We start from the raw sequence: 23816 nt of genomic DNA, 5'->3' as shown, positions 1-23816 counted from the left end.
GAAAAGTCTCCTCAAGGGTCGAGCGGGTCGCGCGGATCGACCCGCAGCGAACGGCGCGAGGGCGTGAATTCGAGCGCCGTGGGCGAGAGGCGCTGGCCCACCGTACCGGGCTGGAAGCCAAGCTCGTCGGTGTTGCGCTGCGTGAAATCGGCGCTTTCGATGTAGGCGCTCTGGCCCTCGTTGCTGACGATCAGCATGGGCCGATCGAGAGGGGCACCCAGCATGGCAAGACGGCGCGCCGCGTTACGCAGGTTGGTCGTCGTGTGGCGCGCATAAGGCTCGATCACGATGGCCTCGGGCGCGATGGCGTAGCGTTCGATAAGCGCGCGGCGCATTTCCTCGGCCTCGGCGAAGCGGGTCTCACGCGGGTGCGCGCGGCCGCCGGAAATGACGATGAAGCCGATGTCGCCGTGCGCGAAACGGGTGGCTGCAACGCGCAGGTGGTATTTGCCCAAGGGGCTGAGGGACTGGCCTTCCACTTCCGGGCCGATCCCGGTCAGGATCATCGCCGGATAGGCATGGGCCGACCAGTCAAAGCCCTTCGCCCGCGCCATGGCCTTTGCGTTGAGCCCTTCGGCGATGGGTTCGTAGCCGATGGCATCGGTGCGATCGCTTGTGTCCAGGAGAGCGATGGCGAATTCCAGGCTCGGGTCGAAGTCCTGCACCGAGCCCTCACGCACCACGCGCGACAGGCCTGATGCGCCTTGCAGGCGGGCCTCACGCTCGCGCGCGTCGATAACGCCCGCGCCGTCGATCTCGGAGTAGACGGGACGCGCCCCCAGACCATAGGTCCGGATGATCGTGTTCACGCCTTCCAGTTCGCGGCGCACCTGCGCGGCCACTCCGTCATCGAAGACGCCCGGTGCCTTTGCGTCGAGCCTTGCGGCCAGAACCTGCGCGCTCGTCGCGATCTCCGCCTCGCTCCAGATCTGCGAATAGGCGAGGCAGACAAGATCGCGCGCGCACTCGTTCCGGCGCGCGGCGCGGGCGGACAGGACCTGCGCCAGCGCGGGCTCGGCCTGGGCCGAACGTACGTTGCCGGGATGTCCCAACAGCGGGAAGAGACGCTGCGAAAGCCGCTCGCTCACGCGGTCGCGCACCGCTCCTTCGCGAACCGCCCCGGCATGTGCCGGGAGGGTTGCGAGGGGGAGGGTTCCGACAAGGGCCGTAACGCCCGCCAGCGCCAGGGCCAAAGGGGCCGTCCGAACCACCCTTACCACTCCACGCCGACAATGAGGCGCACGTTGCGCCCGAAGATCGGGCGGCCGTAGATGGCCTCGGAGCTGCCCTGCCCGCTGATCGAGTCGGTGCGGGTGTTGCCCTCGGTCAGCCCCTTCTCGTTGAACAGGTTGTCGCCCACGACCTGCGCCGACCAGCGCCCGTGGCGCACCGTCACGCCCGCACCCACGGTGCCGAAGGACGGGAGCGCGGTGTTGTTGTAGATGTCGACGTAGCGCTTGGACTGGTAGGTATAGCGCCCATAGACCGAGATGTCGGTCTCGCCCGCGGTGAAGTCGAAGCTGGGACGGATGTTGCCGTAGACCTTGGGCTGGCGGGTGATCTGCTTGCCTTCAGCCAGTTCGGGATCGGCGCCGTTGGTGTTCTGGAAGTTCTTGTACTGCGGGTCGCTGACGGTCAGCGCGGCGTTGAGCGTGAACCAAGGGACAGGCTTGAAGGCGCCGTCGAACTCGATGCCCTTGACCTGCGCCTCGCCCACGAAGGGCACGTTCACGTCGTTGCGGCCCGTGGTCGGGTCGAAGGCGAGGAACGAGGCGTTGTAGGGATCGTAATTGGTGTAGAAGCCCGTGACATAAAGATAGGACTGCCCGAAGGCGAGCTTGAGCCCGGCCTCGAACTGGTCGATCTTGGTGGTCGCGATGGTCGGGTTGATCGACATCGCCACCTGCACGTTGTTGGGCGTCTCCATGTGCGAGGCGCGCCCATAGATGCCCACCTGCGAAGAGAAGTCGTAGTTCGCGCCCACCGTCCAGTTGGTCGCGTTGGGTGACAGGCCGCCATTGACGATGGTGCCGTCAAAGGCGCGGGTCATGTCGTCGGCCAGCGTCGTATCGTCGCCCAGGTTGACCTGGACGGTGTTCGCGGCCCAGCCATCGAAGCTGTAACGCTCGTGGCGGATGCCCGCATCGATGCGCAGGCCCGGCGCCAATTCCCAGGTGTCGTTGGCGTAGAAGGCGATGACGGTGCCATCGCTATCGCCTGCGTTGAGCGTGGCCGCGACATTGAGCGCGCCGTTGTCGGTCACCCGGCCCATCACGCCGCCTTGCGCGTCATAGGCCACAAGGTCGAGCGTCGCGGGCTGACCAGCCACCTGGATCAGGTAGTTCTGGTAGAGCTGGAACTTGTCCTCGCCATAGGCGCTGGCGTAGACGCCCACCTTCAGGTCATGGCTGCCGATGCCGGTGTCGAAGCGCTTGGCGACCGAGAGGTCACCCTGCGCAGAATAGAACTTGGACGCGACGTTGCGGTACTGGCCCTGCATGACGAGGCCGGAATCGCCGTAGGGGTCATAGGCCGTGTTCGTGCCCGCCAGCACATAGCCGAGCGAGGCCGGAGCGCCCCAGGCCGCGCTCGCGCGGTCCGCGTAACCGGCCGCAAACTCGTCCGCATCGGCCGGGTTGGTGGTCGAATAGAACGCATCGAAATCCAGCTTGCCCTGCGTGTACCCGGCCTTGGCCGAGACGAGCCAGCCATCGAAGTCGCCTTCGTACTGCACCCCGAAGTTGAACAGGCGCATGTGACGGCCATCGGCGAGGTCGCCGGTGCGGCTCTGCAGGTTCCCATTCCCGTCCTGGTAGCGCAGGTTCACGTTGCGGAACGCGGGCGAGTTCATCGTGCCCTTGAAGTAGTCGATATAGGGATCGAGCGAGACCGAGGGATCGCGCGGGTCCGAAATCGGGATCGGCAGGTAGAAGACATTGTGATCGTTGACGTAGTTCGCCGTGACCTTGACCGAACCGTTGTCGAAATCGTGCTTGATGTTGGCGCGCACCTGACCGCCCCGGTCGTTGGGGAAGCCGTTGTCGCGGTAGCCGTCATGATGGCGCAGGAAACCGCCGATGGCGTAGTAGGTGTCTTCGCCCAGCGGGCCGGACTGCATGGCGTCAAGCCGGTAGAGGCCGGTGTCGCCCAGCGTCACCTGCGCCTTGCCGCGCGAGACGTCGCTGCCGGTCACCGTGATCTGGTTGACGATCGCGCCCGAACGGCTCGCGTAGATCGGCGCCGGACCGCCACGCACGACTTCGACGCGCTCGGTCATCAGGTCGTACTTGATCGCCGCATCGCCGCGCCAGAAGTAGCCGTCGTTCTCGTGAAAGACGGTCAGGCCGTCCTGCTGGAAGCTGGTGACACCGTCGCTGGGCAGACCGCGCACACGGTAGATGTTCTGGACCTCGCCGCCGGTGATCTCCGTCTGGAAGCCGGGAACCTGGCCCACCAGGTCAGCCAGGTTGACCGGCGCGATCTTGGCGATTTCCTCATCATCCAGCGTGTTGACCGCGTAGGACACATCGAAGCGGCGTTCCGCGCGCGTCGAACCGGTGACGATGATCGTGTCCGAGCCGCTCTGTACAGCGCCGGTGGCCGCCGCATCGGCCGTGGCGACAGGCGCGGTCTGGGCCAGCGCCGGCGCGCACATTCCGGCCATCAGGCCCACACTCAAGGCAGCAAGCGCGCTGGAGCGCACGAGATCGGTTTTCAGCATATACCCCTCACGTTTCGACAGTCCGCAGCGCAGGCGGCGCGCGGTGACGAGGGGCCCTGTGACGGCGCTTTGTGACCCATTTAAATATTTTTTGAAAAATAAAAAAATATGACTATTCCGCGACTCTCCACGTGGGCAACGGCAGGGAGACGCGGCGATGAACGGACATGGCCTCGACAAGGATCAACGCCAGCTGATTGACCAGCTGCGGCGCACCGGGCCCGCCTCGCGCACCCAGCTGGCCCAGGCGCTCGACTTCAGCGCGGCCTACCTCACCAAGCTCTCGCGCGAGCTTCTCGCGCTCGGCCTGCTCCACGAACGCCCCGAGGGCACGGCGGCGGGACGCGGCCGCCCCGCCGTCCCGCTCGCCATCGCGGCCGAAGGCGGCTTCGCGGTGGGGGCGAGCGCGCACAAGGGCATTCTCGACCTGGCGCTGGTCGACTTCGCCGGAAGCCCGATCGCCCGCCACCACGAGACGGTCGCGCCGATGACGCCCCGCGACTTTGCCCAGAGGGTGCGCAAGCTGGTGCACGAACTGGTCGAGGAGCATGGCCTCCTGGGGCGGCGCATGCTGGGCATTGGCGTGGCCGTTCCCGGCCCGCCGATGACGCGCGAGGGGACACACTGGCACGCGGTCGATGCGCTGCCGGGCTGGCGCGACGTGCCACTGAGGGACCTGCTGGCGGCCGAATTCAACTGGCCGATCTGGCTGGAGAACGACGCCAACTGCGCCGCACTCGCCGAATTCTACGCGGCCGGGCGCGTGCGCGACATGTCGCATCTGGCCGTGCTGCTGCTGGGGTTCGGGATCGGTGCGGGGCTGATCGTGGACGGCGTCCCCTTGCGCGGCCAGCATGGCGCTGCGGGCGAGATCGGCTGCCTCTATCCCCTCGACGCGCCGCGCCCGAGCCCACTCGACCTTCTGGGCCTCTTGCGCGCCGAGGGCCTCGCGCTGGCGTCTCTGGACGACATCGACCCCGCCTCGCCCCGCCAGGCGCCGGTCATTGCGCGCTGGATGGACCGCGCGGCTACGCAGCTCAAAATCCTCGTCAGCACCGCCTTTGCCTGGTTCGATCCGGGCGCCATCGTGCTCGCCGGAACCCTGCCGCGCGCGCTGCTCGAAGGCCTCCACGCGCGCCTCTGCAATGCGCCGCTTGCCACCATGATCGACGCCCGCCGCCCACCGCTGGAGGTTTCGCGCCTCGAGGGATCGCCCGTCACGCTGGGCGCGGCCATGCTCCCCCTGCACGCCATCGCCAGCTGAGCCCCATCCCACACGCACAGACAAATCCTGCCAGATATGGCGGGTTTTGCCGATTGCATCGGGAGTCCCAAGCGCGAAGTCTGGACCGGGCCAAGCGCCCAGGGCGTGCCGCCCGCAAGGTGCAAAGGAGAGGAACCCCCATGCCATTTCGAAGCATGTCCACGCAGGTCGCACTGACCACTCTTGCCGCGACCACCCTTGCCGCGTGCTCCCCCTCGGGCGAGGCGCCGGAAGAGGCCACGGTAACCGACAGCGCCCTCGACCCGATCCCGGCCCCCTCCCCGGCCTCCAGCGCAGACGACACAGCCGCCGGGATCGCAACGCCGCCACCGCTCAACGCGACACCGGCCAGCGCCCCGCCCACACCGCCTCCCGCCGCCTCGCCGCCAAGTGGCACCTCCGCGCGCGAGGAGGGCATGACGACCAAGCGCATCCGCTTTGCGCCGGGCACCTCCAGCGCCATCGAGGAAGGATCGATCACCGGCTACGACAGCGTCGACTACCTCCTTGGCGTCAAGGCCGGGCAAGCCCTCAATATCTCGCTCGCCACGAAGCACACCGCGACCTACTTCAACCTGCTCGAACCGGGCGAGAGCGTCGTCGCGATCTTCGCGGGCGCCTCGGCCGGGGACCAGTACGAGGGCGTCGCGCAGAAATCGGGCGACTACCGCATCCGGGTCTTCATGATGCGCAGCGCCGCCCGGCGCGAGGAAACGGCCAGCTACCGCCTCGAGACCATCGTCAACTAGCGGGCCAGAAATCCGCCTCGGCCTGCCGATTGGTCCGGGCCTTGTCCTCCACGATCGTGTAAGGTGCTGCGCGAAGACCTGAAAACAGGACGCAAGAGGAGAGGCCCGATGCCCCACGGCAGCCGAGATTCATCGCTCAACCGCAAGCTCATCATCACCGTCGCGCCAACCGGCGGCATGGCTGCGAAGAGCCAGAGCCCGCACCTGCCCACCCAGCCCGCCGAGATCGCCGCCTCGGTCGCGGCGAGCCACCGCGAAGGCGCGGCCATCGCCGCGCTCCACGCCCGCCGCCCCGACGACGGCGCGACCTGCAACGATGCCATCTACCGCGACATCAACCAGCGCATCCGCGCCGAGTGCGACATCATCATCAACAACTCGACCGGCGGCGGATCGAGCGGCGACATGCTGATTGATCGGGGCGATGGCCTCTACGAAAGCGACTTTGCAGAGCGTCTCAAGGGCTGCGAGGCGGGCGCCGAAATGGCGACCTTCGACGGCATGACCTTCTGCGACGTCCACGGCGGCAAGGAAATCGTCGTCGTCACCCCGCCAAGCCGCTGCGAAACGCTGGTCAAGCGCATGGTCGAAAGGGGCATCAAGCCCGAGTGGGAGGTGTTCAGCCCCACCCATATCCTGCAGGACGTGACCCGCCTCATCGAGAAGGGCTACGACAAACCGCCCTATTACATCAACATGGTGCTGGGCGCGGACAAAGGCTTTCAGGGCGCCATGCCCTACAGCCACGATGTCCTCGCCGCGATGATCGCCGCGCTGCCGCCGCAATCGATCTTCTGCGTTTCGGCGATCGGCCCTGCGCAGCTTCCCGCCACCACCCAGGCCATGCTGCTGGGCGGCCATGTGCGCGTGGGTCTGGAGGACAACCTCTATTACCGGCGCGGCGAGCTGGCCACCAACGAGCAGCTTGTCGCGCGCACCCGGCGCATCGCCACCGAGCTGGGGCTGGAGATCGCCACCCCGGGCGAAGCGCGCGACATGCTTGGCCTCGCCCCGCCTACGTAGTCCTGCGCGGGGGTCCTCCCACCAGGCCTTAAACACGCAAGGGCTATCCGCAGCGGTCTCACCACGAGGCCGCGATGCACCTGCCCTTCTCCTCCACCCCCAGCGCGCGCGACGCCGCCATCATCTTCGGGCTGGCGCTCGTTCTGCTGGCAGTGTTCATCGGGGCGGAGGCCTTCGAGTACATCGTCGACTTCTCCGACCGGCACGAGAACCTGGAGATCGACGAGGGCCTGACCGTGCTCATGGTCATGCCGATTGCCATGGGGATCTTTGCCTGGCGACGCCTTGCCGAAGCGCGCACCGAACTGGCCCGGCGGATCGAGGCGGAGGAAAAGGCCCATGCCCTTGCCCGCCACGATCCACTGACGGGCCTGCCCAACCGTCGCCACGCCGAGCATGAGATCGGCCGCGCGCTGGAGAAGGCCACTCCCGACGCGCCGGTCGCGGTGCTGCTGGTCGACGTCAACCGCTTCAAGTCGATCAACGATCTCTACGGCCACGCGGCGGGCGACCGGCTGCTGCTCGACACCGGCGCCCGCCTGCGCGAGACGGGCGGCCCGGACGCCCTCGTCGCGCGCCTGGGCGGCGATGAATTCGTGGTCCTGCTCCAGGGCCCCACGCGGCAGGACGAACTGATCCACCGTGTTGAGACGATCTCGGAGAGCTTTGCCCGCCCCTTCGTCTTCGACCACGGTTCTTCGCTCGTCGGCGCCTCGATCGGGGTCACGCTGGTCGACCGGCCCGGGCTCACCCCCGACCAGGTCCTCGCCCGCGCCGATGCGGCGATGTACCGCTGCAAGGGCAAGGGGCTCAATGGCTTTGCCTTCTTCGAGGAGGGCATGGAATTTGCCGCCTTCCGCCGCGCCCAGATCGAGCGCGATCTGCGCCAAGCCCTGGCCGAGGAGCGGATCGAACCCTTCTTCCAGCCCCTCGTCTCGCTGACCGAGGGCTGTATCAACGGCTACGAGGTCCTCGCCCGCTGGCGCCTCCAGGACGGCACCCTGCGCCTGCCCGACGAGTTCATCCCGATTGCCGAGGACTGCGGCCTCATCGGCGAGATCTACTTTGCCATGCTGCGCCGTGCCGCCGCCCGGCCCTGGCCGCCCGCCACACGCCTTGCCATCAATCTCTCGCCCATCCAGTTCGAAGACGACACGCTGGTCGAACGCACCCGCCAGGTGCTGGAGGAAACGGGCTTTCCGCCCGGCCAGCTCGACATCGAGATCACCGAGAGCGCCTTTGTCTCCAATCTCGAACGCGCGCGCATCGTCATCGCGCAGTTCAAGGAACTGGGCATCCAGATGGCGCTCGACGACTTCGGCACGGGCTATTCCTCGCTGCGCCACCTCAGCGAATTCCATTTCGACAAGCTCAAGATCGACCGTTCGTTCATCACCGATCTTGCCGACAACCCGGCCTCGCAGACGATCGTGCGCACGATCACCGCGATGGCCCACAACCTGGGTCTGCGCGTCACGGTCGAAGGGGTGGAATCGATCGAGAACGAGGCCGACCTCCTCGGCTTTGGCTGCGATGTCGGGCAAGGCTATCTCTATGGCCGTCCGGCCCCCCAGCCCGAGACCCGGCTTCTCCCGCGCTCCACCGGCCAGGCCGCCTGAGATGGCCTCCCGGTGCGCGGGGGCCGCGTGGGCCCTGCTGGCGCTGGCGCTTGCCACCCTTCCCGCACGGCCCGCCCACGCCGAGAACGGCCAGGTCGACCAGGTCGAGCGGCTCGACGCCGAGCCGGGCGAGACCGAGGTGGAGACACAGCTCATCCTCGTGCGCCGCGCCGACCCGCACGGCGACCTGTTCAAGACCACCTTCGAACACGCCGTTTCCGAGCGCATGCAACTGGGTATCGAGTTCGGCTCGCAGCGTGTTCATGGCACCGGGCTGGAACTCACCACGATCGGCCTGCAGGCCACCTGGACCCTGCTTGACCCCGAAGAAGTCCCGGTAGGCCTCGGCATTCAGCCCTCGCTCGAGATCGACAGTACGAGCGGCGCCCTGGGCTCCGAGACCTTCTTCATCGCCGAGGTGCGCGAGGGACCCTTCGACATCGCCGCCAACGCCATCCTCTCGACCGAGCCGGGCGCGTGGGACGATGTCGGGCTGTTCTGGGCCCTGCGCGCCGACCGTGACCTTGGCGGGCGCGTCCTGCTCGGCCTGGAAGCGGGCGGCAGCTTCATCGGCGAAGGCGCGGGCAGCCATTTTGCCGGCCCCGTCTTGGTGGTGGGCCTGGGCAAGGATGGCCCGGCCCTCGAACTAGGCCTCTTCGCGCCCCTGACGGACCGGGCTCCGGGCTTTCAGCTGCGCTTCGAGACCGACTGGGAATTCTAGCCTGTCAGGCCGCGCCCGCATCCGCCTTGACGAGCGCATCAATCGCCTGAAGCTTGGCCACCAAAGGCTTGAAACGGTCGAGCGGCAGGGCATTGGGCCCGTCCGACAGCGCGTTGGCAGGATCGGGATGCGTCTCCATGAACACCCCCGAGACCCCGGCCGCCACCGCTGCGCGCGCGAGGAGCGGCACGTACTGGCTCTGCCCGCCCGAACGCGTGCCAAGGCCGCCCGGCTGCTGCACCGAATGGGTCGCGTCGAACACCACCGGACAGCCGGTCTCGGCCATGATCGAGAGACCGCGCATGTCCGAGACGAGCGTGTTGTAGCCAAACGAGGTGCCGCGTTCGCACAGCATCACGTTCTCGCCGTCATGGCCGGCGGCCTGCGCCGCATTGCGGGCCTTGGTCACCACGTGCTGCATGTCGGCCGGCGCCATGAACTGGGCCTTCTTGATGTTGACCGGCTTGCCCGTGGCCGCAACGGCCGCGATGAAATCGGTCTGGCGAGCGAGAAACGCGGGCGTCTGCAGCACGTCGACGACCTCCGCCACGGGCGCGGCCTGGGCTGGCTCGTGGACGTCGGTCAGCACCGGCAGGCCGGTCTCGCTGCGCACTTTTTCGAGGATACGCAGGCCGTCCTCAAGCCCCGGCCCCCGGTACGAGGCGTCGGAACTGCGATTTGCCTTGTCGAAGGAACTCTTGAAAATAAGAAGAATATCAAGGTGTTGCGCAACATTGGCGAGCGTTTCGGCCACCGCCAGCGTATGGGCCTCGCTCTCGATGACGCAGGGCCCTGCAATGACGAAGAGCGGGCTTCCTGCCGTAATTTTATGTCCACAAAGGATCATGACTAACCTGTTCGCACGGCGCGAAAAATTTGCACCAGATTAACGATTGTAAACTTGCACTTCGGGCGTTCAAGGTCGAAGAGCATCGTTTCCGTCTCTCCCTTTGAAGAAGAATTCCGATCGAGGCAATTGCTCCCATGTCGACGCAAATTTCCAACAGTTTGCAGACAAGTCGTGGCAAATTGCACAAATGAAGAGTTGCTGCGACGTATGAAGAACGAAGTCGTGCCGTCCCGGCACACCCTTTCTGCGATGAAAACTCTCGATATCGAGATGGAAGGCCTCGTCGCGCTCAAGAGCGCCCTCGCCAACCCGGATCTGGGTGCGGCTCTCGAGAAGGCGATCCATGCCTTCTCGACCACGACGGGACGCGTCGTGATCACCGGCATGGGCAAGAGCGGACATGTCGCACGCAAGATCGCGGCCACCATGCGTTCGACCGGCACCTCCGCGCTTTACCTGCATCCCGGCGAAGCGAGCCACGGAGACCTCGGCGTGATCTCGCCCAAGGACGTGGTCCTCGCGATCACCTGGTCGGGGGAAACGCGCGAGCTGGACGACATCTTCCACTTCTGCCGCATCTACGGGGTGACACTCGTCGTGGCGACGGCCTTCCCGGACAGCACCGCGGGACGCGCGGCGGACATCTGTCTCGCACTGCCGCGTGTGCGCGAAGCCTGTCCGAACGAGTTGGCGCCCACCTCCTCGACCACGCTGCAGCTCGTGCTGGGCGATGCCCTCGCCGTTGCCCTGATCGAGGCGCGCGGATTTTCGTCCAACGATTTCCGCATGTTCCATCCCGGTGGACGGCTCGGCGCGCAGCTGGCCACGGTCGGGGACGTCATGGGCATCGGCGATTCGGTCCCCAAGGTCACCACCTCCGCGACGATCATGGGCGCCACGATCGAGATGAATCGCAAGCGCTACGGCTGCACCGCCGTGGTCGATGCCGAAGAGCGCCTGGTCGGGGCCTTTACCGATGGAGACCTGCGCCGCTGCATCGCCGTCCACGACCTCCACGAGGAAATCGCCGCCCACATGACGCACAGCCCGGTGACGATCGACGCCGCCCGCCTGTGCAGCGACGCCCTGGCGCTGATGAACGAAAGCGCGGTCTCGGTGCTCTTCGTCACCCAGCTGGAGAAGCTCGTGGGCATCATCCACATGCACGACATCGTCAAACTCGGCGTCGAGCGGGCCTGACACCATGGGCGTGAACGGGCCCCGCGCGTTCTTTCCCGTCTCCGCGCAAGGGGGCGATCTCATCGTCGTGCCCGCGCGCTTCGGCTCGACGCGCCTGCCCGGAAAGCCCCTGCTCGAAATTGCCGGACGCACGCTGCTCGAACGTGTGCTGGCGAACGCCACGGCCGCTGCCGGCCTCGCCGGGGACTGCCGCGTGGTTGTCGCGACCGACGATGCCCGCATCGCCGCCCATGCCCGCGACCTCGGCGCGCAGGTAGCCATGACCGCGCCCGAGCTCAACTCCGGCTCCGCGCGCGCGGCCGCCGCCGCACGGCTTCAGGACGCCCCGCCCGCACGCGTGATCAACCTGCAGGGCGATGCCCCCTTCATTCCGCCCGCCACCATCGCCGGTCTGATCGCGACCTTGCGCGAAGGCACGGCAGACGTGGCAACGCCTGTCTACCGCCTCGACTGGGAGCGCCTCGACCGGCTGCGCGCGCACAAGGAAACCGCGCCCTTCAGCGGCACCACCTGCGTGCGCGATGCAAAGGGACAGGCCCTGTGGTTCTCCAAGTCGATCCTTCCGGCCCTGCGTGACGAAGACGCCTTGCGCGCCGCGTCTCCCCTGTCGCCGGTCTGGCAGCACCTGGGGCTCTACGCCTATACCCAGAGGGCTCTCGACTGGTTCGCACAGGCCCCGCAAGGCACCTACGAAAAGCTGGAAGGTCTCGAACAGCTGCGTTTTCTCGAGAACGGGTGGACAATCGCCACCTGTGAGGTCGATCCCCCGCGCCATGCCCTTTCCGGCGTCGACACGCCGCAGGACATGGCCCTCGCCGAGGACGCCATTGCGCGCCTGGGTGATCCCTTCCCGGCCCAGCCTCAGTCGGGGCCCCAGTCCGGGCCCGTGTCCGAGCCTGCCCGAAGCTGAACCACCTTGCGCCGCGCGCACAAGACGTTAGGCGCAAAGGGACATGTTCATTATCGTCCGTCATGGCAACACCTTCGAAGCCGGGGAAACCCCGCGCCGCATCGGCGCCCGCACCGACCTGCCGCTGACCGCGAAAGGCGCCTCGCAGGCTGAGGCGCTGGGCGCCCACTTTGCCGCACTCGGGTTGCATTTCCGCCGCGCCTTCGTCTCCCCGCTCGCCCGCACCCGCCAGACCGCAGCGGCCATTCTCAGCTGTCAGGACGGCGCGCCAGCCCTGCCACGAAGCGCCGAGTTCCTGCGCGAGATCGACCACGGGCCCGACGAAGACACCACCGACGAGGCCATCCGTGCGCGCATCGGCGGCGATGCCCTCGCCGCCTGGGACCGCGATGCAATTGCCCCTCCCGACTGGCAGGTCGAGGCCGAAACGCGCAAGGCCGCCTGGCGCGTGCTCTTTGCCCAATCCCGCCACGAGGACGGCCCGACACTGCTCGTCACCAGCAACGGCGCGGCGCGCTTTGCCCTCCTCGCCGATCCCGCCCTGGCCGAGGCCGCGCGCGCCCTGCCCTCGATGAAGCTGCCGACCGGCGGCTACGGTGTCATTTCCTGCAGCGAGCGCGGCACACTGGAACTGCGCGAATGGGGCACGCGTCCGTGAGCGCGCCGCACGGTTCCTCGCCCGCGCTCCTGCGCGTTCCCCCCTTCCCCGGCTTCGCGCCGGAGACAGGCACGCGCCCCGCCGTGCCCCCATTGTCGCAGGTCGCCACAGGAGAGGCGCGCAGCCAGCTTTTCGCAACGGTCTGCGCGGCCCGGGTCGGCGGCGCCTTCTGGCTGCCTCCGGCGGGGCTCGAACGTGCCCCCGGCGTGATCCTTCGCCCGCGCACGATGGCCGACCTGCCGCTGCTGGCTCCCGAAGCGCGCACCGAAGCGGCACGAACTCAGGGCGCGCTGTGGATCGCCCCCGACACGGCCCTGCATCCCGCGCTCGAAGCCCTTGCCAAGGGCGCACGCGCCCAGTGGCGCGACGAGGTTGATCCCTGGTCGGTCCTGCTCGGGGCCGGGCACCTGCACGCCCACGGTGACGACGAATGGATCGCACTCGCCCGCGTTGCCACTGTCCCCGTCACGGTGCTGTCCGCCGGTGTCTTCGGCGTGCCGGGCGACAGCGACGAGGCGCTCGATGCCCGCGCCGCGCAGCTCCTCTCGATCCCCTTGCACGATCCCTTCGGCGAGGGCGAACTCACCACCGAGGCCGCGCTCGCCGTGTTGGCCAACTGGCGCCAGGTCATCGACGCCAACCGGGGCGACAAGGGCCAGGGGCTGGTCGCCGCCTGCGGCATGGCCTGGTGGAAGCGCGCCGAGATCCGGCGCTTCCTGTGGACGCCCGAGCATCGCCTGCGCATCCTCTCCGATCCGCGCAAGGCGCTCGCCGCCGCGCACCGGGCAGGCGGCGCGCTTGCCATCTGGCCCTCGCGCGTGTCGGACGCCCTGCTCGCCGAAGCGCGTGCCAAGGGCGTTCCCCTCGTACGCGTGGAGGACGGTTTCGTGCGCTCGGTAGGCCTTGGCAGCAACCTTGTCCCCCCGTCCTCGATCGTCGTCGACCGACGCGGCATCCATTTCGACCCGAGCGAACCGAGCGACCTCGAGGACATTCTCGCCACCCATGCCTTCCCGCCCGAGCTTCTGGAACGGGCCCGCAAGCTGTCTGACACGATCCTCGCCGCCGGGATCAGCAAGTACGGCGCGGGCAAGGACGGCGCCGCCCTCCCTGAGCGCCAGGCCGGTCGCCGCGTGGTGCTCGTCCCGGGCCAGGTCGAGGATGACATGTCGGTGCGTGCAGGCGGCCATGGCCTGGCCTCGAACCTCGAACTGCTGCGCCGCGTGCGGGCGGCCGAGCCCGACGCCGAGATCTGGTGGCGTCCCCATCCCGACGTCGATGCCGGGCACCGCGTGGGCGCGATCGACGACGACAGGGCGCGCCAGTACGCCAACCACATCGTGCGCGGTGGCAGCATGGCGGCCCTCCTCGATGCGGTGGATGCGGTTCATGTGCTCACCTCGCTTACCGGCTTCGAAGCGCTGATGCGCGGGCGCGAGGTCACCTGCCACGGCACGCCGTTCTACGCCGGATGGGGTCTCACCTGTGACCTCGCGCCCACCCCACAGCGACGCGGGCGCACGCTGACCCGCGAGGAGCTGGTGGCCGGCGTCCTCATCCTCTATCCGCGCTATCTGGACCCCATAACCGGCCTGCCCTGCCCGCCCGAAACGCTCGTCGCGCGCATGGCGGGCAACCGCGCGGTCAACCGCCAGGGCTGGATCGCCCCGGTGCGCCGCGCACAGGGGCGCGCCATGGCCGCGCTGCGCCGCCGCTTTGGAGGCCACGGCAGGAGCCCCCGGCCATGACCGATCTCATTCTCGACATCTCGCGTCTCATCTCGCGCGTGCGCCACGTGACGCCCTCGGGAGTGGATCGGGTGGAAATGGCCTATGCCCGCGGGCTTCTCGCCCACTACGACGAGGCACTGAGCTTCGCTGCCGTCCATCCCACCGGGGTCTATGGCCGCTTGCAGCGCCCGGCCGCGCTCGCCTACCTCGACGAACTTGAACGGCGCTGGGCTGAGGACCATGAGAGCGTGCGCCAGCGTTCGTTCATCTCGGTTCTGCCCTGGCTGAGGGCGCTGCGTCCCACCCGGCGCGGGATCGGTGCTGGCGGTGTCTATGTCCAGGTTTCCCCCCACCACCTGACCCGGACCGAACAGGTGCGGCGCATCCTGTCGCGCGAACGCGCCCGGATGCTCGCGCTGGTCCATGACCTCATCCCCATCGAGTTTCCCGAGTATGCCCGGCCCGGCGGCGCCGCGCTCCATGCCCGGCGCATGACGACGCTGGCCCGCCACGCCGAGGCCGTCATCGTCAACTCGGCCGCGACCGGAGCCTCCTTTGCGCGCTGGACCGAGCAGCAGGGCAAGGCCGTGCCCCCGATCCACGTCGCGTTGCTGGGCACCGAGCCCGTCGCGCAGGCCCCGGCCCACACCTTTGCGGACGCGCGGCCCTACTTCCTGTGCCTGGGCACGATCGAGCCGCGCAAGAACCACCTGCTGCTGCTCCACCTCTGGCGCCAGATGGCTGAAACCCTTCCCGCTGAGCAGATACCGCGCCTCGTCGTGGTTGGCCGCAGGGGCTGGGAGAACGAGCAGATCCTCGACCTGCTGGAGCGCTGCGACGCGCTCAAACCCCACGTCACCGAGATCAACGGCTGCCCCGACGCCGAACTGGCGGCCCTGCTGCGCGGTGCGCGCGCGCTCCTCATGCCCTCCTTTGCCGAGGGCTACGGCATGCCCATCGCCGAGGCGCTGAGCGTGGGCACCCCGGTCCTTGCCAGCGACATCGCCGCGCACCGTGAAGTGGGCGGCCACGTGCCGGACTACCGCGATCCGCTCGACGGGCCGGGCTGGCGCGCGGCGATCCTGGACCATGCGGAACGCGGCGATCTTCACCGGGCGCAGATGCAGCGTCTGCCCGACTGGCACGCGCCCGACTGGAGCGCCCACATGAAGGTCGCGCGCCGGGCCATCGAGAGTTTGCGCAGTTGAAGTAGGAGATACGGTTTGCGAGGGCCAATGCCCTCGGGCTCCCCGAACGGTCTGGCACACCGTTCGCGCGCCGCCTTGGCTGAGAAAGGCGAGGTCGCCCATTTGGGAGCCAAGGGGCGATAGCCCCTTGAATCACTTCACCTCTAGCGCTTCAACGAGCGCACGTCGCTGCCGAAGACGCGGTCCCAGAAGATCGCGGTGATGGCGTAGTTCGCGTGCTTGTCGATATGGTGGTGGCGCATGTGGTGGCGCTTCAGCGCCTGGCCCAGGCGCCCGCGCATCGGCCACTGGTGGCAGGCGTAGTGCACGAGGTCATAGGCCACGTAGCCCATCATGAAGCCCAGGAACGGCCAGGCGCTCGCCCTGCCCATGACGAGCGCGAAAACACCCCAGACGCACAGCGCAATGGGAATGCTCAGGATCGGAGGCATAAGATTGCGCAGCCGATCGTCGGGCTGTTCATGATGATTCCCGTGGATCAGAAAAACCACCCAGCGGATCGGAGCGATCTGCGTCTGCCAATGGAACAGGTAGCGGTGCATCGCGTACTCGAACAGGCTCCACACGGCGAGGCCGAGCGCCACGAGGCCCAGCCCCGTCAGCGGTCCGACCGCCCCCCACCCGGCAAGTCCGATCAGCGGCAACAGCACCGCCCAGGTCAGGCCGAACCAGAATGCGGACACCACCGTAAGCCTCTCCAGCCAGGCATTCTGGAAGAGACGCAGGCGTGTATCGTTCGAGACGGGTCCTTTGTTCATTGCCCCAAGTCTGGACAGAAGGGCAGTGTCCCTGTCAAGCGATATCCGTACGTGTTCGGGTAGATTGTTATTGGACATACGGATAAGTTCAGAAGTGATACCAACTTGATTTATACATCTGATCTGAAACGGATTTTTGTGACCGGCGCGTCCGGGCACCTCGGGGGGGCCCTGGCCCGCTTGCACGCCGCGCCCGGCGTCGAACTCACCTTGTGGGGACGCGATACCGCCAAACTCGAGAAAATCGCCCGAACCTGCCGCGAAGCCGGGGCCAAGGTGGGCGTCCTCGCGCAAGATCTGGAGGACACCTCGAACGCCGTGGCCGCGCTGTGCGCCGAAGATGCGCGGGCCCCCATCGCCGTGGCCTACCTCGTCGCCGGGCTCGGCGACACCTGCGCGCCGGGGCAATGGGTCGAGCCGCCCGAGCAGGTCCTGCGCCTCGCCCAGGTCAACTTCGCCGCGCCCGCCGCCCTGGCAAGCGCGCTCGCCGCGCGCATGGCCGAGCGCGGCACTGGGCGCATCGTCCTGATCGGTTCGGCGGCAGGCCACCATGCGCTGCCCTTCGCCGCGTCCTATGCGGCCAGCAAGGCCGGGCTTGCCCGCTTCGCGCAAGCGCTGCGCATCGCCGTGGCGCCGCGCGGCGTCCAGGTCACGCTCGCGGTCCCGGGCTTCCTCGCGACACCCGGCCGGCGCGAGGCGCCAGGTGCCCCCCCAATGCTGCTGGAGGTGGACGAAGCCGCGCGGCGCATTGCCCAGGCTGCCCGTGCGGGAAAGGGTTCCTACGTAACCCCGTGGATCTTCCGCGTTCTCCACCTCGTCGACCGCGTGCTGCCGGGCCCCGTGCGTGCGCGTCTGCTGCGCGCCATGGCGCCCTAGGTTCGGGCCCCGTCCCGTTCGCGCCCAAGTGCGCCTTCGAGGATCGCGTGATGCAGCGCCGCCGGGGTCAGGTCACGGCGTCGGTTCGCTCCGGGCACGACCTGCCCCGAGCCATCGAAGCGCAGCACGACATAGGGCGTGTGGCGCGGCCCGCCCGGCTCGCTCGCGCCCGGAATGCTGGGCCGGTGGTCGCCGAAGAAGACCAGCATCGCGGGCCGCTCCAAGGCGGCCAGCCCGGCGGTCAGTTCGGTCAGCATCGCATCCCCCTTGCCCACCAGTTCGCGATACCCCTCCACAAGATGCTCGGCCCGGTTGCCCTTGGCCGACGACCAGGGCCCGTGGTTCTCGATCGTCACCGCATAGAGCAAGGTCGGTCCGTGCGCGCGGCGGGCCTGTTCCAGCAGTTCGCGCGTGATCGCCGCATCGTGGACATAGCGTCCCTCACCAGGCCCCGGCGGATCGAAGCGCTCCTCGCCCACCAGTTCGGCAAAGCCGCCCGCTGGCAGTATCCGGTCGCGGCCATAGAAACGCATGTCGTGCGGATGCACGAAAAGGCTGCGCCAGCTGTGCGTTCCCAGGCGATGGGGAAGCGCGTACGAGGTCTCGCGCAGCGCGGTCAGGAACGGGTCGAAGCGGCGAAAGCCCAGCGCCGCCTCCTCGCGCCCGAAAAGGACGGCGTATTCGGTGCGCATGGTATAAGCCCCAAATCCGCTGACCTGCAGATCGCCCCACTGCCAGGCCTGCGCGCGCGCTGTGGCCAGGCCCGGAAGGGCCATGGCCGGATCGGCGAACAGTTCGGCCGGATCGGCAAAGGATTCGCACTGCACCGCCACGATCAGCTCAGGCCCGGCAAGGTCCGGCGCCGGATGGTCCGGATCGGCATGGGCCGGGAGGCGCGCCGGCGCGAGGCACGGGACCGGGTCCGCGCTCGCCCGCCAGCGCAGCCAGTGCAGGAGCAAGGTCGGCACGAGGCCATGGCACGCCACATCCGCCGCCGCGTCGGGCTCCTGCGCGAGGGCCCGGTACGGCGCGCTGCGCAGCGCCATCACCAGCACGGCCCAACTCGCCAGCGCCAGCCCGGCCCCCCACACGTGGGCGGCCGGATCGGGCACGAAGAGCCAGGCCAGCGCCACCACCAGCGCCCCGGCGACAAGCGCAATCGCCAGCTTCTGCCAGCCCCGAAGCGCGGAAAGATAGAATTGGGGATGGCGAAAGATGGCGCCGATCAGGGCAAGGTCGGAGAACAGCAGCGGCTCGCCCAGCATGGCCCGCTTCGCGTTCGACGCCAGCGCCAGGAGCGCCTGCAGCGCAAGGGTCAGCACCGCGGACACGAGGACATTCCCGCAGAGCGCCAGAAACAGTCCGCAAACCATCAAGCTCATTAAAAGAAGCAGCGCGCTGCCCCGCCCCGAACGCCAGGGACGCAGCCCATCCACGCGCCGGGGACGTACCAGGGCATCGAGCAGGAAAGTCCCGGCAAGAAGGGCCAACCCGGCTAGAATCAGGGGCAAGGAACTCATCTGCAGGCAGGGGAGCAAGTGTCGATCATCGTGGCAAGGCTGGTGCGTCCTGTTTGACGCCTGGTCAAGGCTGCAGCGCACTGTCCCCGTCTAATTCGATGAACCGTTTATGACGGTTCTTGGTTTCGCGAAACGAGAGGCGTAACGGGGGGCAGACATGTTTATCTCGACCCAGAAACAGGCTGCGCAGTCCGTCGTGGCAGGGCAGGCATCCCGGGAGCAGGCCCGGGAGCAGGCCCCAAAGCAGGAAGATACGCAGGCGGCAGAGGCGCCCCCCCGCAGCGTGCTGCTCCTGCAAGGGCTCATGGGCCCGCTCTTCCGCCGCCTCGGCCAGGAATTGCTGCGCCAGGGACATAGCGTCCACAAGGTCAACTTCAACGGCGGGGACCGCCTGTTCTGGCGCCTGCCCGGCGGCATCGAATACCGTGGCTCGCTGGAAGACTGGCCCGCACAGCTGCGCACGATCCTCCAGGAGAAGGCGGTGACCGACGTCGTCCTGTTCGGCGACTGCCGCGTCCACCACCTTGCCGCAACCGCGGTCTGCCGCGAGCTCGACATTCCCGTTCATGTCTTCGAGGAAGGCTACATCCGGCCCGACTGGGTCACGCTCGAACTGGGCGGGGTCAACGGCCACTCGCTGCTGCCCCGCGATCCCGATTGGTACCGCACGACCGCCGCCGCGCTGCCGCCGGTTCCCGAGCACAGGCAGGTGCCCTCCTCGTTCCGGCGCCGCGCGCTGGAGGGGCTGCTCTACAACTGCGCGGATGTCTTCACCCGTCGCGCCTACCCGCACTGGACCAACCACCGCCCCTGGCACCCCCTGGTCGAGGGCATGGGCTGGCTGCGCAAGCTTCTGCGCGGCAAGGGCAAGCGCGCGCGCGCAACCGCGCTGATCGAACGCCTCCAGGTCGATCCGACGCCCTACTTCCTGTTCCCGCTCCAGCTCGACAGCGACGCGCAGATCCGCCTGCATTCCCCCTTCGCCGGGGTCGCCGACGCGCTGCGCCTGGTGCTGGAATCCTTCGCCCGCAACGCGCCCGCCGAGGCCCGTCTCGTCGTCAAGGAGCATCCTCTCGACAACGGCGTGCGCAACTGGCGCGAGGAAACCGCCAGTCTTGCCGCGCTGTTCGGAGTTGCCGACCGGGTCGACTACATGGGCTGGGGCGACATCGTGCCGGTCGCGGCCCGCGCGCGCGGTACGGTCACGATCAACAGCACCAGCGGCACGCTCGCGCTGGCGCTCGGCACCCCCGTGGTGGTGCTTGGCCATGCCGTCTACGACATTCCCGACATTACCTGCCAGGACGGGCTCGACGCGTTCTGGACCAATCCGGTCGCGCCCGATCCCGAAACCTTCGCGGCCTTTCGCCGGGTCCTGATCGAGCGCTGCCTGATCCCGGGCGGGTTCTTTTCGCAAGAGGCGCTTGACAAGGTGGTGCGCCACGCCGTCGCCCGCTTCGAAGGCAAGGCGCTGCTACCCGAGTAGAAGCGCCCTCGCCACATGAGAGCAACATCTTGTTCTGCTTAGATACTTGCTTCTGAACGATTAATTAGCCTGCTAATCTTCTCGGTCATTGCTATTACTCATTATAATCTTGTTGATTACCCCCCTCGAATCGCCTAAATGACAGGCAGCGCCAAGTAGAGCGCAAAGGACACGCAAAGTGTCCGGTTCAAGGAGGGGTTCCTGATGACTATTGCTCGTGCATCCGCACGCCTGATGGCGCGCGCCAGCGTGATTTCCTGTTCCACGGCTCTGGCCCTCGCGGCGCAGCCGGTCCTCGCACAAGACGAGGCGCAGACCGCCCAGGTGCCGGAAACCGTCAGTTCGACCGAGATCATCGTGACCGCGCAAAAACGCGCGCAGGCGCTCTCGGATGTGTCGCTCTCGGTCGCAGCCGTCAACACCGAGCAGCTTGCCGCCAACAACACCGTGTCGCTTGAAGGCCTGCAGACGCTGGTCCCCTCGATCAGCTTCGGCAACGACTTCAACTTCGCCAAGCTCTTCATCCGCGGCATCGGCCTGTCGAGCTCGCTGCCGGGCGTCGATCCGTCCGTCGCGCTGCACGTCGACAGCGTCGTCGTCTCGCTGCCCCAGGCCCAGCTCGGCTCGATGTTCGACCTGGAGCGCGTCGAGGTCCTGCGCGGTCCCCAGGGCACGCTCTACGGCCGCAACGCGACCGGCGGCGCGGTCAACCTGATCACCGCCAAGCCGACCGAGTACCTCTCGGGCTACGTGCGCCAGACCATCGGCGGCGATGCCTTCCTGCTGCAGACCGACGCGGCGATCAGTGGCCCGATCACCGATGGCATCCTCGCCCGTCTCGCCGTCCAGCGCATCGACCGCGAGGGCTATGGCTACAACGAGTACACCGGCAACGACATCGACAACGCCAATCAATGGTCGGTGCGCGGCCACCTCATGCTGCAGCCCACCGAGAAGCTCTCGCTGCTCCTGACCGGCGAGCTGCACACCGAGGACGACCACGCGCTTGCCATCAAGTTCCGGGAGCTATCGTTCCCCGGCACCACCGTGCCCAGCCTCACCGCGCTCGGCCAGCGCACCAACGCCGACGGCAGCCAGGCGAGCTTTGCCAGCAAGGTGCGCAACCTCAACACCAACTTCGATCCCATCAATGATCGCAAGCAGTACGCCTTCACCGGCATCCTGAACTACGATGCGAGCGACGCGATCTCGGTCAAGTCGCTGACCTCATACCGCAATTTCCGCGCGTACTTCTTCCATGACTTCGACATGTCGAGCTACCTGGGCTTCCCGCTCGCCGAAACCGGCGCGGTCCAGACCAGCGCCAACCACTGGCAGCCGGTCTGGCAGAACCAGTTCAGCGAGGAAATCCAGGCCAGCATCGAGACCGGCCGCCTGCACGCCATCGTCGCGGCCTTCTACCTGAAGGAGAACATCCGGGTCGAGAACCACATCGGTTTCGACGTGCTCACCAACACCGACCCCTTCCGCGTCCAGTTCGACGGCAAGCTCGGGGTCGAGACCTGGGCGGTCTTTGCCAACGCGACCTATGACCTCACCGACGAATTCTCGGTCAAGGTCGGGGGCCGTTACTCGTGGGAGAAGCGCCACCTTGCCAACAACACCGGCATCGGCACGGCAGCGACCGGCTTCAACCTCGATGCGCTGCAGTGGGACACCAGCAAGTCGTGGACCGACTTCTCGCCGTCCGCCGGCTTTGAATACCGCCCCGGCGACGACGTGATGGTCTATTTCAACTGGTCGCGCGGCTTCAAGTCGGGCACCGCCGAAATCGGCTCGCGCCGCGTGCCGGGAGCCGAAACACCCTTCGTGAACCCGGAAAAGGTCGAGGCCTTCGAAGGCGGCATCAAGTATTCGGCCGGAACGCTGCAGAGCAACCTGGCGGTCTTCTACCAGAAGCTCAAGAACGGGCAGTTCCAGCGCTCCTTCCCGATCCCCAACCCGCCCTTCTTCGCCAGCACGCTCGACAACGCGGCGGCCTCGCGCGCCTATGGCGCGGAAGTCGAGTTCCGCTGGCAGGCGACGCCCGAGCTCATGCTCGATCTCTCGGGTGCCTACCTCAATTCCAAGTTCACCGACTTCTTCTCGACCGACCCGCTCGACCCGAACCTGTTCGGCCCCGGCGGCAGCCAGGTCGCGCCTTCGGACCTCTCGGGCAACTACACCCGCATGAGCCCGAAGTGGGTGTTCAACTTCAACCCGACCTACCGCATCCCGCTCGACAGCGGCGCAAACGTGCAACTGGGCACCAACATCGCCTACCGCGCCAAGCAGTACCACACCGAGTTCAACGACGACCGCCTCGCGCAGGATGGATACACCATGGTCGATGCCAACGTGCGCTACCGCCACTCGGACGGGAAGCTCTCGGTCAACGCCTGGGTCAAGAACGTCTTCGACAAGCTGGTCTGGGGCGGCAGCTATGCCGTCGCGACGAGCCGCACCATCGGCGGCACGCTCATGCCGCCGCGCACCTACGGCGTGACGGTCGGCTACGAGTTCTGATCCCACGCGAACGCACAGCAAGGGCGCGGCCGGGATATCTCCGGCCGCGCCCTTCCCATTTCCGGACCCCCTCCCCCGAACCATTCCGGGGAACCGGGGCAGGGCCTTCCTGGAGCGGTTCTTGCCCCATCAGGTAAATCCACCTGACCCGCAGACGATCTAGACACCGTCCGTTCGCTGTGGCCTGGCCGCTCCCGCACCCAGGACCTGGGCGATCGCATCAAGTTGCTGTTCGGCCACCGCGCGAACGCCTGGCAGTGCTTCGCGCAGTCTTGCCGCCATGGCTTCGCGGTTCTGCCACAAGGATGTGAAGCGCGAACGCAGGCACTCCTGGGAATAGTCCCCATGCGCGATGGCAAAGTCCTCGGCCCCGAACATTTCCAGGACCTCGACATACTTGTGACTCCATCCCAGCACCAAGGTCGGAGTGCCGGTCGCGAGGCCCGAGACCATCGCGTGAAAACGACTGGTCACGAAGACATCGCATCCCGCGATGACCGTGCGCAGTTCGCGCGCCGACAGTTCCATGTTGGAGAAGCGGGTCGCGGTGCGCACGTGCGGAGCAAGAGCTGCGTGAATGCTGCGGCACAGCGGCAGGTCGTTGTTGTGGCTCGCGCTGGTGTGGGCGCGTGCCGAGTGCGGCAACAGCACCACCTGCCTGCCGCTTTCGACAAGGTAGGTGATGAACTGGGCCATCTCGGCCACGTAATCGCCGCCAGCGGCATCGATCTTCTTGTGCATCACCACCGAGGGTGCGCAGCCCACGAGACCCTCGTTCGGTGTCGCCTCGGCGCGGTGCGGCGCATGCTCGAGCGTGAAGGCAAGATCCGCTCCGCGCTGCAGCGGGCGGATACCCAAGGCCTCGACGTGCCCATGCGTAATCCGCCCGCGCGAGACAATGAGCCGCATGCGCGGCAGGATCGCCCTTGCGGCAAGCCGGTTCACCCGGCTGCGGAACGGTCCCATGGCTTGCGCGCACTTGACCACCGGGACCCGC

General features: G+C 67.5%; 19 protein-coding genes. 13 read left to right on the top strand and 6 right to left on the bottom strand.

What is annotated here, in order from left to right; genetic code table 11:
- Positions 1 to 11: 11 nt before the first annotated feature.
- The gene (locus LC060_RS20400) at positions 12 to 1088 is read right to left on the bottom strand and encodes a YdcF family protein (protein ID WP_226638543.1); all 1077 of its coding nucleotides are present in this window, start codon (positions 1086 to 1088) and stop codon (positions 12 to 14) included.
- A gap of 125 nt (positions 1089 to 1213) precedes the next feature.
- Complete coding sequence (locus tag LC060_RS20395; protein WP_226638542.1) at positions 1214 to 3721, bottom strand: TonB-dependent receptor; 2508 nt, start codon at positions 3719 to 3721, stop codon at positions 1214 to 1216.
- Positions 3722 to 3878: 157 nt separating this feature from the next.
- Here LC060_RS20395 and LC060_RS20390 point away from each other — a divergent pair, with 157 nt between their 5' ends.
- The 5 genes from LC060_RS20390 (at position 3879) to LC060_RS20370 (ending at position 9097) form a co-directional block, all read left to right on the top strand.
- Positions 3879 to 4985 carry an ROK family transcriptional regulator gene (locus LC060_RS20390; RefSeq protein WP_226638541.1) on the top strand — a complete coding sequence of 369 codons (1107 nt, stop codon included), beginning with the start codon at positions 3879 to 3881 and terminating at the stop codon, positions 4983 to 4985.
- A 140-nt stretch (positions 4986 to 5125) separates the two neighbouring features.
- A complete protein-coding gene (locus tag LC060_RS20385; protein ID WP_226638540.1) occupies positions 5126 to 5734 on the top strand; it encodes a hypothetical protein in 609 nt (202 codons plus the stop codon).
- 108 nt (positions 5735 to 5842) lie between these two features.
- Positions 5843 to 6757 (top strand): 3-keto-5-aminohexanoate cleavage protein, encoded by a 915-nt coding sequence (locus LC060_RS20380; RefSeq protein WP_226638539.1) that lies wholly within the window; start codon positions 5843 to 5845, stop codon positions 6755 to 6757.
- A gap of 74 nt (positions 6758 to 6831) precedes the next feature.
- The gene (locus LC060_RS20375) at positions 6832 to 8376 is read left to right on the top strand and encodes a putative bifunctional diguanylate cyclase/phosphodiesterase (protein ID WP_226638538.1); all 1545 of its coding nucleotides are present in this window, start codon (positions 6832 to 6834) and stop codon (positions 8374 to 8376) included.
- 1 nt (position 8377) lies between these two features.
- On the top strand, positions 8378 to 9097 hold the full coding sequence (locus LC060_RS20370) for a hypothetical protein (protein ID WP_226638537.1): 720 nt from the start codon (positions 8378 to 8380) through the stop codon (positions 9095 to 9097).
- Between the two features lie 4 nt (positions 9098 to 9101).
- Here the strand turns inward: LC060_RS20370 and kdsA are convergent, their stop codons facing one another.
- Positions 9102 to 9944 carry a 3-deoxy-8-phosphooctulonate synthase gene (gene kdsA, locus LC060_RS20365; protein WP_226638536.1) on the bottom strand — a complete coding sequence of 281 codons (843 nt, stop codon included), beginning with the start codon at positions 9942 to 9944 and terminating at the stop codon, positions 9102 to 9104.
- A gap of 252 nt (positions 9945 to 10196) precedes the next feature.
- Between kdsA and LC060_RS20360 the strand changes: the two genes are divergently transcribed.
- Genes LC060_RS20360 through LC060_RS20340 form a run of 5 tightly spaced genes read left to right on the top strand, consistent with a single transcriptional unit; the run spans position 10197 to position 15653 of the window.
- The gene (locus LC060_RS20360) at positions 10197 to 11147 is read left to right on the top strand and encodes a KpsF/GutQ family sugar-phosphate isomerase (RefSeq protein WP_226638535.1); all 951 of its coding nucleotides are present in this window, start codon (positions 10197 to 10199) and stop codon (positions 11145 to 11147) included.
- 10 nt (positions 11148 to 11157) lie between these two features.
- Positions 11158 to 12057: a 3-deoxy-manno-octulosonate cytidylyltransferase gene (locus LC060_RS20355; protein WP_226638534.1), complete on the top strand. Its 900-nt coding sequence runs from the start codon at positions 11158 to 11160 to the stop codon at positions 12055 to 12057.
- 43 nt (positions 12058 to 12100) lie between these two features.
- Positions 12101 to 12715 (top strand): histidine phosphatase family protein, encoded by a 615-nt coding sequence (locus tag LC060_RS20350; RefSeq protein WP_226638533.1) that lies wholly within the window; start codon positions 12101 to 12103, stop codon positions 12713 to 12715.
- Positions 12712 to 14463, top strand: a complete 1752-nt coding sequence (locus LC060_RS20345) for a beta-3-deoxy-D-manno-oct-2-ulosonic acid transferase (RefSeq protein ID WP_319005461.1) — start codon at positions 12712 to 12714, stop codon at positions 14461 to 14463. Before LC060_RS20350 ends, LC060_RS20345 begins: the two co-directional genes overlap by 4 nt.
- A complete protein-coding gene (locus tag LC060_RS20340) occupies positions 14460 to 15653 on the top strand; it encodes a glycosyltransferase family 4 protein (protein WP_226638531.1) in 1194 nt (397 codons plus the stop codon). The genes LC060_RS20345 and LC060_RS20340 overlap by 4 nt, the downstream gene beginning before the upstream one ends.
- A gap of 143 nt (positions 15654 to 15796) precedes the next feature.
- Here LC060_RS20340 and LC060_RS20335 read toward each other — a convergent pair whose 3' ends face one another.
- A complete protein-coding gene (locus LC060_RS20335; RefSeq protein WP_226638530.1) occupies positions 15797 to 16411 on the bottom strand; it encodes a sterol desaturase family protein in 615 nt (204 codons plus the stop codon).
- Between the two features lie 138 nt (positions 16412 to 16549).
- Here LC060_RS20335 and LC060_RS20330 point away from each other — a divergent pair, with 138 nt between their 5' ends.
- Positions 16550 to 17287, top strand: a complete 738-nt coding sequence (locus LC060_RS20330) for an SDR family NAD(P)-dependent oxidoreductase (RefSeq protein WP_226638529.1) — start codon at positions 16550 to 16552, stop codon at positions 17285 to 17287.
- On the opposite strand, the gene LC060_RS20325 is transcribed toward LC060_RS20330, so the two are convergent.
- Positions 17284 to 18669 carry an LTA synthase family protein gene (locus LC060_RS20325; protein ID WP_226638528.1) on the bottom strand — a complete coding sequence of 462 codons (1386 nt, stop codon included), beginning with the start codon at positions 18667 to 18669 and terminating at the stop codon, positions 17284 to 17286. The two genes, LC060_RS20330 and LC060_RS20325, sit on opposite strands and share 4 nt — an antisense overlap.
- Before the next feature lie 442 nt (positions 18670 to 19111).
- Between LC060_RS20325 and LC060_RS20320 the strand changes: the two genes are divergently transcribed.
- Positions 19112 to 20293 (top strand): capsule biosynthesis protein, encoded by a 1182-nt coding sequence (locus LC060_RS20320; protein ID WP_226638599.1) that lies wholly within the window; start codon positions 19112 to 19114, stop codon positions 20291 to 20293.
- Positions 20294 to 20497: 204 nt separating this feature from the next.
- Entirely contained in the window at positions 20498 to 22819 is a 2322-nt protein-coding gene (locus tag LC060_RS20315) for a TonB-dependent receptor (RefSeq protein WP_226638527.1), read from the top strand.
- A gap of 159 nt (positions 22820 to 22978) precedes the next feature.
- Here LC060_RS20315 and LC060_RS20310 read toward each other — a convergent pair.
- Positions 22979 to 23816: polysaccharide pyruvyl transferase family protein (locus LC060_RS20310; RefSeq protein ID WP_226638526.1), on the bottom strand; the 838-nt coding region annotated here is incomplete at its 5' end.

This window comes from Novosphingobium profundi, from assembly GCF_020524485.1.
GTDB classification, from domain to species: domain Bacteria; phylum Pseudomonadota; class Alphaproteobacteria; order Sphingomonadales; family Sphingomonadaceae; genus Novosphingobium; species Novosphingobium profundi_A.
Note: the sequence above shows the minus strand (reverse complement) of the source record. Positions and strands in the feature narration are given on the sequence as shown.